Here is a 14,238-nt window from a genome sequence, read left to right as displayed (position 1 = left end):
TATACGATGCATTATATGCATCTGTAAATCAAATCGTCTCTACTGACGGTGCAAAATGTATTATAGCGTTTACAGATGGACAAGATAATGTGAGTAGAGTTTCTTACCAAGCTGTAAAGGATTTAGCTCAAAGATATAAAGTTCCTATATACATAATAGGTATAGGTAGTTCACTTAATACATCAATATTGAGTGATATAGCTAATTCTACTGGAGGCTTTTACAAAAATATCACAGATGCAAGCTATATGGCAGGTGTTTACGACAGCATATTTAAAGAACAAAAATCTCAATATTTGCTAGAGTACACAACAAGCGAAAAATCTAAAGAAAGTGTAATCAGAAACCTATACATAAGATATATGTCAGAAAAAATGATGACTCGCAACACATATTCTTATATACCAGAGGAGCTTTTAGAGGTTAAGAACGGCTCAGCAAAATACAACCAAGATGGATATATATTTGCAGATAGTGACAGCAGATATTTAACTATTTCTGACTTAGAAAAATTATCAGATAAAGAGCTTCGACTTGCTCGTAATGAGATATATGCTAGAAATGGACGTAAATTTAATGACAAAGAATTGCAAAATTACTTCAATGGATGCTCTTGGTATAGAGGAACTATAGATCCAGATGATTTCGTTGATGAGACTATGCTTAATAAGTATGAAAGAGCAAATGCTTATTTAATTTTAGAATATGAAAATTTACAATAAGTCATAAGTAAATGCTACAGCAGAGAGTAATTATCTGTTGTAGCATTTTTCTATGCAAGTTATTTAATTTCTTCAAGAGACATATTTAATAGAGCCTTTAGTGCAGGAGATATCCATTTGTCTTTGTGATATATTACCTGCGCATATGTAAAAAATTCTGGACCATCGTAATTTATTTCTACTAATTGTCCATTTTCTATTTCTTTTTTTACTGCTATACGTGGTAAAAATGAGACACCAAATCCGCTTATAGCGTATTGCTTGATAGCTTCAATGCTTTCAAGAGATAGTATGGATTTGGGAGATACACCTATATCTGATAGGTAATTTTCAAAATCTATTCTATAGCTACATTCTCTATGAGTTAGTATTAATTTTTTTTCGCTTAATTTTGATAAATTTATTTTGCGTTCTTTGCTTAAATCATCGGAATTACTGCATATTAAGACTAGTGGCTCGCGATATAAGATTTTTGAAATTATATCTGGATAAGATACATTGTTTCCTAGGATAAATGCAATATCTATTTTGTTTTTCCTTATCATATCTGGGAAATCCTCGCAATTTCCGATTTTTAATTCTAGCTCGACTTCTGGATAAGAATTACAGTATTTTTTTAGAAATTCAGGAAGCTTATATACGCAAAGAGTTTCTGCCATTGCTATATTAAGTGTTCCAGATGGTGCAGGAGAGCCAGATAAATCGTGTTTAGCATCCTCACATAAATTTAGTATTTTTTCTGCATATGATAGTAATTTTTCGCCTTCATTAGTTAGAAATATTTTTCTTCCAAGCCTTTCGAATAATTTGCAATTTAGGTCGTTTTCTAGTAATTTTATTTGCTCTGATATGCTGGATTGTGCGAAATTTAATAAATCAGCTGTTTTGCTAAAGCTGAGAGTTTCAGCGACAACTACGAATGTTTTTAATTGTTTTAATTCCATTGAATTACCCTCCTAATATAGATTTTTGCAATTTATATATCGGTAAAATCGATTGTATATATAGTTATAATCTGTTTGAATGATATTAATTTAAATGATAACATAAAAATTAGATAAATATTAAAATATTTGAATTTTTATGGGGAGGTTTTTATATGGATATAGTTGTTGGTTTGTGTATTACATTTATTTCATTATTATTCTGTGTTTTTAAAGGCATATTTGTAGGATATCCATTGTTATTTGGATTTTGTATTTTTTTATATATTTCATGTAAGAGAGGATTTGCGATAAAGGATTTGATGAAGATGGCATTTGATGAGGGGAAACAATCTTTTATTGTTTTAGAGATATTTGTTTTAATTGGGATGATAACTAGCGTGTGGATGGCATCTGGGACAGTTCCATCGATAATATATTACGCTTTGAAGTATATAAATTTGAATTATTTTGTAGTTTATGCTTTTATAATAACCTGTATAGTTGCTTTTCTTTTGGGGACTTCTTTAGGAACAGTTAGTACAATAGGTATAGCGTTGATTTTGATTGCTAAAAGTGGAGGCATGAATGTAAATTTAGTTGCAGGGGCGATTTTGTCAGGAGCTTATTTTGGAGATAGATGCTCTCCTGTATCTTCGAGTGCATTTTTGGTGGCTAATTTGACTAAGACAGATATTTATACGAATATATCTAATATGTTTAAAACATCTGTAGTGCCGTTTATTATAACTGTTGTGCTTTACTATATTTTTTCAATTAACAGTAGTAATGATTTTGCACAGATAACTCTTGATAAGGAGATAGTATCTAGCTTTAAAGTAGGAATAGTTATTTTAATTCCGGCTATAATTATTTTGTTATTTGCTGCTTTCAAGGTAAATGTAATGATATCAATGTCTATAAGTATTGTTGCAGCTGTAGTTATCGCTATAATATTCCAAGGATATAGTCCTATGGAGGTTTTGAATCTATTGGTATTTGGATTTGAGATGGATCTGTCAAATAGTTTACATAGTATTTTAAAGGGTGGAGGAATTCTATCTATGTGGCAGGCTGCCTTTGTTGTTTTCTTGTCTTGCTCTTTATCTGGGATATTTACTGGAACAAATATGTTGAAAAGTGTGGAAGATTTAATGATGAAGGCAAGGGGAAGATTTTCGTTGTTTATTCATACGATAATTGTGAGCTTTTTAACTGCTGCATTTGGTTGTAATCAGTCTATTTCAAGTGTTTTGACTTATAATCTTTTACATAAGAGTTATGAAGCAAATGGCATGGATAATTATAAATTGGCTATTGATTTAGAGAATACAGGAATTACTTTGGCGGCTACTATTCCTTGGAATTTGTCTGTGTTTGTTCCAGCTTTGACTATGGATGTAAGTAATGTTGGACTTATTCCGTATGCATTTTATTTATTTTTGATTCCATTAGTTAATTTGCTACTTATAAAAATTTTACCTAATGGGAAATATGAAAAGTATCATAGAATGGGAGCTTAAGATCTTGTTTAAAAATTTAGTTTAGTATGAAGGATATGGGCTACAGTTAGTGTAGTCTATATTTTTTGGTAAAAAATAAGGATTTTAATTATGTTTATATATATAATAAATTATATGGAAAATATTTCTTCAAGATAAAAGAGGTTATTAGGAGGAGATTAAAATGAGTTTTGAATTTGACGCTTTGAAATACAGTTATCCATCAAGAAGAAGCTTAGTATATGGAAGAAAAGGTATGGTGTCTACATCACAACCACTTGCAGCTCAGGCAGGACTTGATATTATTAAAAAAGGCGGAAATGCAGTAGATGCAGCGATTGCTACAGCTATTTGTATGACTGTTTTAGAGCCTACTTCAAATGGAATAGGTGGGGACTCTTTTGCATTAGTTTGGATGAAGGATAAATTATACGGTTTAAATGCGAGTGGACATGCTCCAGAGCTTGCAAATGCTAAAGATATAAAAGCTAAAGGTTATAGTGAAATGCCAGTTCATGGATGGATTCCGGTTACAGTTCCAGGAGCAGTTTCTGGATGGGTGGAATTATCTAAGAGATTTGGAAAATTAGAGTTTGAGGAATTATTTGAGCCTGCTATAGAATATGCAGAAAATGGATACCCTGTATCTCCTGTGATATCTAGATTATGGGAGAATGAGTATGAAGAATTTTTTAAAGATACTAAAGATCCTTTATTTGATGAATGGAAGCGAGTTTTTTCTGATAATGGAAGAACACCTTCAGCAGGTGAAATTTGGACATTAAAATACCACGCAAAGACACTTAGAGAAATCGCAGAAACTAAAGGTGAATCTTTCTATAGAGGAGCTTTAGCAGATAAAATAGATGAGTATTCAAGAAATACAGGTGGTCTTATAAGAAAAGAAGATTTAGCTAAATTTAAAGCAGAGTGGGTTGAACCTATAAGTACAAGTTACAAGGGTTACGAAATTAATGAAATACCACCTAATGGTCATGGAATAGTAGCGCTTATGGCTCTTAACATAATGGAGGGGTTAGATGTAAAAACTCACGATGATGCAGAAACTGTGCATAGACAAATAGAAGCTATGAAGCTAGCATTTGTAGATGGGCAAAGATATGTATCAGATCCTAGATATATGAAGGTTACAAAGGAAGAGTTGCTTTCAAAGGAATACGCTGAAAAGAGAAGAGAATTGATAGGACATGATGCAATAATGCCAGAGTACGGGGATCCATCTTGTGGAGGAACTATATACCTTTGTACAGCAGATGGTGAGGGGAATATGGTCAGCTATATACAAAGTAACTACTGTGGATTTGGATCTGGTATAGTAGTTCCAGGTACAGGAATAGCGTTACATAACAGAGGAAACAACTTTAATTTAGATGAAAACAGCGAAAACTGCATAGGACCAAATAAGAAACCATATCACACAATAATCCCAGGATTTTTAACTAAAGACGGTAAACCAATAGGTCCATTTGGAGTTATGGGTGGATTTATGCAACCACAGGGACATCTTCAAGTTATGATGAATACTATCGACTTTGGTATGAACCCACAAGAAGCCCTAGATGCACCTAGATGGCAATGGGTAGGAGGCAAGAAAATTCAAGTTGAAAGAGCATTCCCATTTGCCGTTACAGAAGAATTGGTACGAAGAGCACACGAGATAACAGTGCTACCGGAGTCTACAAGCATGGGTCGTGGACAAATTATAATGAGAGACGAGCATGGAACTCTAGTTGGAGCTAGTGAACCTAGAACAGATGGATTTGTGGCTGCTTGGTAGAATAATTTTATAAGAATTTTACATAAAAACGCCCTATACAGATGCACAGTTGTTTATTTGTATAGGGTATTTTTAATTATTTTATGTATAAAAATTATTTTAGGTCTTGTCTAATAAAATTTAAATTCACTATTGTGTGAATATATTTCTCCTGCTTTTAAAATTGGAGAAGGTAGATAGCTAAACTCAAGTGCATTTGGTACAGATTGAGTTTCAAAGCATATAGCGCTGTATTTTTTTATAGGTCCAGATTTTGTATGTTGTATGCTAGGGATAGAGTTTCCTGTATATACTTGAGCTCCGCATTGGTCTGTGTATATATCCATTGATAAGCTATCATCTGGAGCACATAAAGTAGCAAATTTATTGTAATATGAATGTCTAGTATCAGCGTAAAAATGATTGTCTACATCCATATAATCTAAAGCAGATTTTATTTCTTTAAAATCTGAAAAATCAAAAGGAGTGCCTTTAATATCCTTTATTTTTCCATTTGCCAATCCATTTTCGTCTAAATCCATGTAGTAATCACCGTAAATCTTTAATTTGTGATTTAAAATGTCGCCATTTCCAGTTAAATTAAAATAAGAATGGTTAGTTATATTTACGGGACAATCTTTGGTAGTTTTTGCAGAATAATTTATTTTCAATGAGTTATTTTCTAGTGTATATCTTACTTTTAATAAAAATTCTCCAGGAAAACCGCCGTCTCCATCTTCAGATTTTATAGAGAGCAATATAGAGTTTTCTGTAACCTCTTCTACATCAAAAATGCGCTTATCAAATCCAGACTCACCACTGTGTAGGCAGTTACCTTTGTCGTTTTGAGAAATATTGTATTCTCGATTATTTATATAAAATTTTCCATTTGCTATCCTGTTGGCATATCTTCCACATACAGCTCCCATAAATAAAATATCTCTTTGATCTTCATATTGTTCTATATTGTCAAAACCCAATACAACATCGACTAATTTGTCATTTTTATTTTTTATAACGAGAGAATTAATAACAGCTCCGTAATTTAAAATAGTTGCATGGTTTTCTTTATCAGAAATAGTATACGAAAATACTTTTTTATTATCTTTAGTTATTCCAAATAATTTCATCAATTTACCTCGTTTTTAAAAATTTATATTTTCTTTTATTCTTATGTCAATAGAGACATAGTTGAATTCTTCTTCTGGTTTATTACCTGTAGATAAATAATCGAATAAAATATCTAGCGGTTTAGAACCTTGTAGCTTTGGCTGTTGACAAATAGTTGCTTTTATAATATTTTTTTCTATCATTTCCTTAGTTGTAGGAACACTATCAAAAGCAATACTTTGTATAGATTTATCTTTTCCAGCGGAAATTACAGCACGACAGCCTCCGTATACACCACCAGCTACAAAAAATAATGAATCTATATTTTTATTTTTTACTAATTCTGAAGTGAGCTCAAAGCTTTTTATATCATCATCGTTGTTGTATACTATGTCTATAATTTTAATATTAGGATAGCTTTCGTTTATACAATCCTTAAAGCCTTCTATACGTTCGCTATGACATAATACGTTTTGTGAACCACTTACTATACCTACATTTGCTTGACCATGAGTAATTAAATTCATCAAACCAGCAGCTGTTCTACCAGATAAATAATAATTACTTCCGACATAAGCTAGTCTTTTTGAATTTTCAATATCTGTATTTAAAGTTACTACAGGTATTCCCATATCGTATAATTCATTTATTTTATCCGCAATTTTCTTATCATTGAAAGGTGTTAGTGCGATTCCATTTACACCGTTTTCCTGAACTAGTGAATCAATAGCCTCCAACTGTGCATCTACGTTTATAGGGATATATTTTATTTCTATTGAACAATTGTAGTTTTCTAAATCTGTTTTCTTTTCTTCTATTCCAAGTTTTACTTCATCAAAAAATGGATTGTTGTTTCCGAATAATATAATTCCAAATTTTAAATTTTTCTTCTGTGCACTTAAAATTATTCCGGCTTTATTTGGTTTATAATTAAGTGTTTTTATGACTTCTTGTACTTTACGAGCTGTTTCGGGATTTACCATTCCGCGATTATTTATTACTCGATCTACAGTACCTCGGGATACACCTGCTAATTGAGCGATTTCTTTTATAGTGGCCATATTTCAACTCCTTTTTATTGTTTTATATTTATATTAAAAATTTATATTAAAAAAATAATTTATCATAGTTATAGCTTTTTAACATATATAAAATATCACAAATGAATATAAAAGTCAAATGTGCTCGAGCACAAAAAAATAAAAAAACTCTTGTATTCTTTTAGAAAATCGTTTACAATAAAAATGTGCTCGAGCACAAAAGGTTTTGAGCATAGATTTGAATGAGAAATAAACAGGAGGATACGAATGTTATATATAGGAGTTGACTTAGGAACGTCAGCAGTCAAGTTATTGTTAATGGATGAAAAAGGAAATATTAAAAATATAGTATCAAAAGAATATCCATTATCATTTCCAAAAAGTGGATGGTCAGAACAAAATCCAAAACACTGGTATGAAGAGTCTATAGAAGGAATTAAAGAATTAATTGCTTCTTTTGATAAAGGAGAGATAGCAGGGATAAGCTTTGGCGGACAAATGCATGGACTTGTACTATTAGATGAAAATGACAATGTAATTAGACCTGCAATTCTTTGGAATGATGGTAGAACAGGAAAAGAAACTGATTACCTTAACCAAGAAATAGGAACTAAAAATTTATCTAAATACACTGCTAATATAGCTTTTGCTGGATTTACAGCACCTAAGATATTATGGGTTAAAGAAAATGAACCAGAAAACTTCGATAAAATAAATAAAATAATGTTGCCTAAGGATTATCTTGCATATAGATTATCTAATACATTTTGTACAGATGTATCTGATGCATCAGGAACTCTTTTATTTGATGTAAAGAATAAATGTTGGTCAAAAGAGATGATGGATATATGCGAAATCAAAGAAGAACAATTGCCAAAAATATTTGAAAGCTATGATGTAGTTGGAAATTTAACTTCAGAAGTAGCAGGAGAACTTGGTTTATCAACTGATGTAAAGGTAATAGCAGGAGCTGGGGACAATGCAGCTGCAGCAATTGGAACAGGAACAGTAGGAGATTGTAGATGCAATTTATCTATAGGAACTTCTGGAACAATATTTATATCAAGTGAAAAATTTGGAGTTGATGAAAATAATGCTCTTCACTCATTTGCACATGCAGATGGAAAATATCATTTAATGGGATGTATGTTGAGTGCGGGATCTTGTAATAAATGGTGGATGGAAGAAATATTAAAAACTAAAGAATACGATAAAGAATTAAAAGAAGTAAAAAAACTTGGAGAAAATAAAGTATTTTTCTTGCCATATCTAATGGGAGAACGCTCTCCACACAATAATCAAGATGCTAGAGCTTGTTTTATAGGAATGAGTATGGATACAACTCGTGCTGATATGATACAAGCAGTACTTGAAGGTGTTGCATTTGGATTGAGAGATAACTTAGAGGTTGCAAAATCACTTGGAATGGATATAAAAAGCACAAAGATATGTGGTGGAGGAGCTAAAAGTGATGTATGGGTTAAAATAATTGCAAATGTATTGAATATGGATGTTGAAAGAATAGAAGTTGAAGAAGGACCTGCATTAGGTGCTGCAATGCTAGCTGCTGTAGGATGCGGAGAATTTGAAGATGTAAAAGAAGCTTCAGATAAAATAGTAAAAGTAGTAAAAACTGTAGGCCCAGATCCAAAGCTTGTTGAAAAATACGATATTGCTTATGAAAAATTTAAAAATATATATCCTACATTAAAAGATTTATACACTAAATTAATGTAAGCTACATAAAAAATTTAATAAATGAGGTGAATTATGGAAATTTTAAGTTTAGAAGATAAAGCATTTAAAAAATATGGTAAAGTTTTAAAGGATTATAACTTTAAACCGATACTAGATGTAATGAAAAATATAGAATGTCCACAAGGAGTTGAATATGAACCATCAGTTCCGATGCTAGAATATACAGAAAGCTTAAAGGTATTATCTGAGGAAGTATACGGTGGAATGCCTATACAAATTGGATATTGTAATGGGCATAACAACAAATTAAATGCATTAGAATATCACAGAGATAGCGAAATAAATATCGCTGCAACTGATATGATTTTACTTCTTGGATTACAACAAGATATAGCAGATGATTTTACATATGATAGTTCTAAAGTGGAGGCATTTTTAGTTCCAGAAGGAACAGCAGTTGAAATTTATGCAACTACTCTTCATTATGCTCCTTGTTCAGTTGAAGGAAAAGGTTTTAAATGTGTAGTTGTTTTACCAAAAGGTACAAATAGAAAAATTAATTATTCTGTACCAAAGCAAGGTGAAAATTCATTATTATTTGCAATAAATAAATGGCTTATAGCTCATAAAGATGCAAATATAGAAGATGCAATAAACGGAATACAAGGTAAAAATATAACATTGTAAGAAAATATTTAATTAAAAAATACAGAATATAAAAGGAGAATTTTAATATGAACAATATGCCAGAAATAAAAATAGGAATAGTATCAGTAAGTAGAGACTGTTTCCCAATGTCTCTTTCTGAAAATAGACGTAAAAACGTTGTAAAAGAATATAAAGCAAAATACGGTGAAATATTTGAATGCCCAACATGTGTAGAAAACGAAATACATATGAGAAAAGCTCTTAAAGAAGTTAAAGAAGCACAATGCAATGCTTTAGTAGTTTATCTTGGAAACTTTGGACCAGAATCATCTGAAACTCTATTAGCTAAAGAATTTGGAGGACCAGTAATGTTTGTTGCTGCAGCTGAAGAAGCAGGAGACAAGCTTTTAGACGATAGAGGAGATGCTTACTGCGGTATGTTAAACGCAAGCTATAACTTAAAGCTTCGTAATATAAAAGCATACATACCAGAATATCCAGTTGGAACTGCAAGTGAATGTGCAGATATGATACACGAATTTGAACCAATAGCAAAAGCTATATATGGATTAAATAATTTAAAAATAATATCTTTTGGACCAAGACCTCAAGATTTCTTAGCTTGTAATGCACCTATAAAACAACTTTACAACTTAGGTGTAGAAATAGAAGAAAACTCAGAATTAGATTTATTTGAAGCATTTAATAAACATGAAGGCGATGCTCGTATTCCTAGTATAGTAAAAGAAATGGAAGATGAATTAGGTTGTGGAAATAAAAAACCTGAAATATTATCAAAATTAGCTCAATACGAACTTACATTACTTGACTGGGTTGAAGGTCATAAGGGAAGCCGTGATTTTGTAGCTATAGCAGGTAAATGTTGGCCAGCTTTCCAAACTCAATTTGGATTTGTTCCTTGTTATGTAAATAGCCGTTTAACAGCAAAAGGTATACCAGTTTCATGTGAAGTTGATATATACGGAGCACTTAGCGAATTTATAGGTACAATAGTTAGTCAAGATACAGTTACTTTATTAGATATAAACAATACTGTTCCTAGTGATATGTACGAAGAAGAAATAAAAGGAAAATACAGCTATGAATTAAAAGATACATTTATGGGATTCCATTGTGGAAATACAGCAGTTGGTAAATTATCTTTCTGTGAAATGAAATACCAAAAAATAATGGCTCGTTCTCTACCAGAAGAAGTAACTCAAGGAACTTTAGAAGGAGATATAGTTCCAGGAGATATCACATTCTTCCGTCTACAAAGTACATCTGATGCAAAACTTCGTGCATATATAGCACAAGGAGAAGTTCTTCCAGTGGCTACTAGATCTTTCGGCGCTATAGGTGTATTTGCTATACCAGAAATGGGTAGATTTTACAGACATGTTCTTATAGAAAAGAATTATCCACATCATGGTGCAGTTGCATTTGGTCATTTTGGAAAAACATTATATGAAATATTTAAATATCTAGGTGTTGCTGTAGATGAAATAGATTATAACCAACCAAAAGGTGTTAGATATAAAACAGAAAATCCTTTCTGCTAGAGAATAAAATACAAATCGGAGGAGTAAAGATGGATTTAAATGCAAATACTAATATAGAAATAAAAAGTGAAAAAGTATCTATGCGAGAAAAATTATGCTACGGCGTAGGAGATGTAGGTGCTAATTTATGTTGGACTACAGTTGCATCGTTTTTATTAATTTACTGTACAGATGTAGCTGGATTGGCATCAGGAATTTTAGGTACAATAATGTTGGTTGCCAGAGTCTTTGATGGTTTTTCAGATTTATTTATGGGAGCATTAATAGATAGAACTGATACTAAATGGGGAAAAGCAAGACCTTGGGTATTATGGAGTGCACCTCCACTAGTTATAAGTTTGATTATGATTTTCTCTATACCAAATATAAGTGATAATGGAAAAGCAATATATTTACTTGTAGTTTATATTTTTATGGCAGCAGTTTGTTATACAGCAAATAACTTATCTTATAATACAATGTTATCTTTAGTCACAATAGATCAAGATGATAGAAATACGATGAATTCTATACGTTTTACACTTACAATGATAGCTCAATTATTAATAAATGTAGTTACTATACCTATAGTTACAGCTTTAGGAGGAGACCAAAGGGCATGGACTACATTGAGTATTATATATGCAATAATCGGATTTATAGCATTCTTTACTACATTCATAGGAACTAAAGAAAGATATAAACCTGTAAAAAAAGAAAAAGTTAAAAGAGAAAAAGGAAGTATAATAAAAACTTTTAAAATTCTTTGCACAAACAAATATTTCATACTTATAACTTTAGCATTTTGTGTTATATATATATCATTAGGACTTACAAGCGGTTCTAGAATATATTATGCAAAATATATACTTGGCGATGAAATAATAAATAGTTACATGACATTATGGAACTACATACCAACTATATTAGCTATGCTTTTAATGCCTATGCTTATAAGAAAATATGGTAAGATAAAAGTATTATTTACAGGATTTTTATTCTATGGAGCAGGATTAATTATAGAAATAATGGCTCCAACAACTCTTTCTATGATATATTTAGGATTAGTATTACAAGGTATTGGACATGGAGCTATGTATTCTTGCTTATTTGCAGTAGTAGGAGATGTTGTAGAATACAGCGAATGGAAAGATGGAATTCGTGAAGAAGGATTGACATATAGTATCACAAGCTTTGGAATGAAGTTTGGTACAGGAATAGGAACAGCAGCATTAGGTTGGATATTAGCATTAGGAAAATATAACGGAACAGCAGCAGTACAAGCAGCTTCAGCTTTAGTTGCTATAAAAGCATTATTCTTATATTTACCATTAGTTATAACAGTAATAGTTTTAATAATATGGTATGCATTTATGGGAATTGATAAAATTTATCCAACTATAAAAAGGGATCTAGAACAAAGAAGATTACAAGACTATACACAAAATTAGAACAATAAAATAATAGATTTTTAAACCGTTCATTCTAAATTATTAATAGATTTAGAGTGAACGGTTTATTTTATTAATATCATTTAAAAATTATCCCCTAATTGTCTTGTAAATAGAATTCACAGTATTTATATGATAATTATAACAGTTTGAAGAGTATGTTTTTAGAAAAAAATATTAAATAATGTAAATGAGTGTATAGAATACATTAATTTGGCAATAATTTAAATATGAATAGTGTGTAACTTTTGAATATGAAAGGGGTATTTTTATGGATAAGAAAGAATTAACTAAAGAATTTATATATAAATGTGAAAAAACTAGAAAAAATAACAGCAAGAAAGATAAACCATTGACAGACAATGATATAATGAAATATGAAATAGCATCAGAATTAGGATTAATTGATAAGGTAAGCGAGAAGGGCTGGGCAGGCTTGACTGCAAAGGAAGCCGGTAGAATTGGCGGAATACTTACAGCGCGTAAGAAGAAAATGAAAAAAGAAAATAAGGGGAATGATACAGAGGATGGATCAGTATAGAGATTTTGCGTTCGTCTATGATGAATTGATGGACGATGTTGATTATGAAGGATGGATAGATTATATAGAGCAAATAATCGAAAAAGAAAATGCAAAAGTTAAAAATATCTTGGAATTAGCCTGTGGAACTGGTAATATAACAATACCACTAGCTAAAAAGAACTACGATATAGCAGGCATAGATATTTCAGACGAAATGTTAAATGTAGCTAGAAGCAAGGCAGAAAAGGAAAACATAGAACTAGTTTTATTAGAACAGGATATAGCAGAGCTTGATTTTGATGTGACTAATTTAGACTGTGTTTTATGTGCATGTGATGGATTTAATTATATAACTTACGATGAAGATTTAATAAATATATTTTCTAAAACTCATGAATTACTAAAAGAAGAAGGTATATTTATTTTTGATATTAGCTCATTTTACAAGTTATCTACAGTATTAGGAGATAATATGTATGGAGAAAATAGAGAAAATGTATCTTATATGTGGCAAAACTATTTCGATGATGAGCAAAATTTAGTTGAGATGGAGCTTACTTTCTTTGTGGCTGACGAAAATGGTAAATACGATAAGCATGAAGAGGTTCATTTGCAAAGAGCTTATACTGAAGATGAGATAATCGATATGCTTGAAGAAGCTGGGTTTTCTGATGTTAAGGTTTATGGTGATTTTACTTTTGAAAAGCCTGAAGAGGACAGTGAGAGAATCTTTTTTGTATGTAGAAAGTAAAATTTTAAAAATATGAAGATTACAATGTAGAAATTTCAAATTGACTTAATAAAATATGGAGGAATAACAATGAAGGATTACGTAATAAAAGCTACAGGTGGCAACGATGAGGTTAGAGCTTATGTAGCTACGACTAGAGAAATGGTAGAGACAGCTAGAATAAACCACAATACAACAAAGGTAGCAACAGCAGCATTGGGAAGAACTTTAACTGCTACTAGTATGATGGGTCTTATGATGAAAAATGAAAATGACGAATTAACAGTAATAATCAAAGGTGGAGGTCCAATAGGAACTATACTTGCCACATCTGATGCAAAGGGTATAGTACGTGGATATGTACAAAATCCTGATGTAAGTGTAGAAAATTATCCAAATGGTAAATTAAACGTAGCAGGTGCAGTAGGTACAGATGGATATGTACAGGTTATAAAGGATTTAGGATTAAAAGAACCTTATATAGGATCTTATCCATTAGTTAGTGGAGAAATAGCAGAGGATTTCACTCATTACTTTGCTTTATCAGAGCAAACTCCTTCAGTAGTATCACTG

General features: G+C 31.2%; 13 protein-coding genes. 10 read left to right on the top strand and 3 right to left on the bottom strand.

The annotated features are described in order from the left end of the window. The coding region (locus tag ACI3VO_RS11540) for a YARHG domain-containing protein (protein ID WP_439758058.1) at nt 1-722 on the top strand (722 nt) is incomplete at its 5' end. Nucleotides 723-781: 59 nt separating this feature from the next. Here ACI3VO_RS11540 and ACI3VO_RS11535 read toward each other — a convergent pair. Then, nucleotides 782-1,666, bottom strand: coding sequence for a LysR family transcriptional regulator (locus tag ACI3VO_RS11535; protein WP_439758057.1), 885 nt, complete (start codon nt 1,664-1,666; stop codon nt 782-784). Between the two features lie 155 nt (nt 1,667-1,821). Here ACI3VO_RS11535 and ACI3VO_RS11530 point away from each other — a divergent pair, with 155 nt between their 5' ends. Next, on the top strand, nt 1,822-3,168 hold the full coding sequence (locus tag ACI3VO_RS11530; protein WP_439758056.1) for a Na+/H+ antiporter NhaC family protein: 1,347 nt from the start codon (nt 1,822-1,824) through the stop codon (nt 3,166-3,168). Nucleotides 3,169-3,331: 163 nt separating this feature from the next. Next, complete coding sequence (gene ggt / locus ACI3VO_RS11525) at nt 3,332-4,945, top strand: gamma-glutamyltransferase (protein ID WP_439758055.1); 1,614 nt, start codon at nt 3,332-3,334, stop codon at nt 4,943-4,945. Between the two features lie 110 nt (nt 4,946-5,055). Here the strand turns inward: ggt and ACI3VO_RS11520 are convergent, their stop codons facing one another. Continuing rightward, complete coding sequence (locus ACI3VO_RS11520; protein WP_439758054.1) at nt 5,056-6,054, bottom strand: aldose epimerase family protein; 999 nt, start codon at nt 6,052-6,054, stop codon at nt 5,056-5,058. A gap of 15 nt (nt 6,055-6,069) precedes the next feature. Beyond that, a complete protein-coding gene (locus ACI3VO_RS11515; protein WP_439758053.1) occupies nt 6,070-7,095 on the bottom strand; it encodes a LacI family DNA-binding transcriptional regulator in 1,026 nt (341 codons plus the stop codon). 246 nt (nt 7,096-7,341) lie between these two features. Between ACI3VO_RS11515 and xylB the strand changes: the two genes are divergently transcribed. The 7 genes from xylB to ACI3VO_RS11480 form a co-directional block, all read left to right on the top strand. After that, nucleotides 7,342-8,811: a xylulokinase gene (gene xylB, locus ACI3VO_RS11510; RefSeq protein WP_439758052.1), complete on the top strand. Its 1,470-nt coding sequence runs from the start codon at nt 7,342-7,344 to the stop codon at nt 8,809-8,811. Nucleotides 8,812-8,844: 33 nt separating this feature from the next. Beyond that, entirely contained in the window at nt 8,845-9,459 is a 615-nt protein-coding gene (locus ACI3VO_RS11505) for a DUF4867 family protein (RefSeq protein WP_439758051.1), read from the top strand. Between the two features lie 47 nt (nt 9,460-9,506). Continuing rightward, nucleotides 9,507-10,982 carry an L-fucose/L-arabinose isomerase family protein gene (locus ACI3VO_RS11500; protein ID WP_439758050.1) on the top strand — a complete coding sequence of 492 codons (1,476 nt, stop codon included), beginning with the start codon at nt 9,507-9,509 and terminating at the stop codon, nt 10,980-10,982. A gap of 29 nt (nt 10,983-11,011) precedes the next feature. Continuing rightward, nucleotides 11,012-12,412 carry an MFS transporter gene (locus tag ACI3VO_RS11495; protein WP_439758049.1) on the top strand — a complete coding sequence of 467 codons (1,401 nt, stop codon included), beginning with the start codon at nt 11,012-11,014 and terminating at the stop codon, nt 12,410-12,412. Between the two features lie 271 nt (nt 12,413-12,683). Further along, nucleotides 12,684-12,953 carry a small, acid-soluble spore protein, alpha/beta type gene (locus ACI3VO_RS11490; RefSeq protein ID WP_290693866.1) on the top strand — a complete coding sequence of 90 codons (270 nt, stop codon included), beginning with the start codon at nt 12,684-12,686 and terminating at the stop codon, nt 12,951-12,953. Next, entirely contained in the window at nt 12,940-13,686 is a 747-nt protein-coding gene (locus ACI3VO_RS11485) for a class I SAM-dependent DNA methyltransferase (protein WP_439758048.1), read from the top strand. The genes ACI3VO_RS11490 and ACI3VO_RS11485 overlap by 14 nt, the downstream gene beginning before the upstream one ends. Nucleotides 13,687-13,755: 69 nt before the next feature. Next, nucleotides 13,756-14,238, top strand: a 483-nt coding sequence (locus ACI3VO_RS11480) for an Hsp33 family molecular chaperone HslO (protein ID WP_439758047.1), incomplete at its 3' end; no start/stop codon positions are given.

Origin of the sequence: Intestinibacter sp. (genome assembly GCF_051866655.1) — a bacterium.
GTDB lineage: Bacteria > Bacillota > Clostridia > Peptostreptococcales > Peptostreptococcaceae > Intestinibacter.
Note: the sequence above shows the minus strand (reverse complement) of the source record. Positions and strands in the feature narration are given on the sequence as shown.

Coding starts and splice junctions, on each gene's coding strand:
- ACI3VO_RS11495 (WP_439758049.1), top strand. CDS start 11,012: ATGGATTTAAATGCAAATACTAATATAGAAATAAAAAGTGAAAAAGTA.
- ggt (WP_439758055.1), top strand. CDS start 3,332: ATGAGTTTTGAATTTGACGCTTTGAAATACAGTTATCCATCAAGAAGA.
- ACI3VO_RS11515 (WP_439758053.1), bottom strand. CDS start 7,095: ATGGCCACTATAAAAGAAATCGCTCAATTAGCAGGTGTATCCCGAGGT.
- xylB (WP_439758052.1), top strand. CDS start 7,342: ATGTTATATATAGGAGTTGACTTAGGAACGTCAGCAGTCAAGTTATTG.
- ACI3VO_RS11530 (WP_439758056.1), top strand. CDS start 1,822: ATGGATATAGTTGTTGGTTTGTGTATTACATTTATTTCATTATTATTC.
- ACI3VO_RS11490 (WP_290693866.1), top strand. CDS start 12,684: ATGGATAAGAAAGAATTAACTAAAGAATTTATATATAAATGTGAAAAA.
- ACI3VO_RS11505 (WP_439758051.1), top strand. CDS start 8,845: ATGGAAATTTTAAGTTTAGAAGATAAAGCATTTAAAAAATATGGTAAA.
- ACI3VO_RS11485 (WP_439758048.1), top strand. CDS start 12,940: ATGGATCAGTATAGAGATTTTGCGTTCGTCTATGATGAATTGATGGAC.
- ACI3VO_RS11520 (WP_439758054.1), bottom strand. CDS start 6,054: ATGAAATTATTTGGAATAACTAAAGATAATAAAAAAGTATTTTCGTAT.
- ACI3VO_RS11535 (WP_439758057.1), bottom strand. CDS start 1,666: ATGGAATTAAAACAATTAAAAACATTCGTAGTTGTCGCTGAAACTCTC.
- ACI3VO_RS11500 (WP_439758050.1), top strand. CDS start 9,507: ATGAACAATATGCCAGAAATAAAAATAGGAATAGTATCAGTAAGTAGA.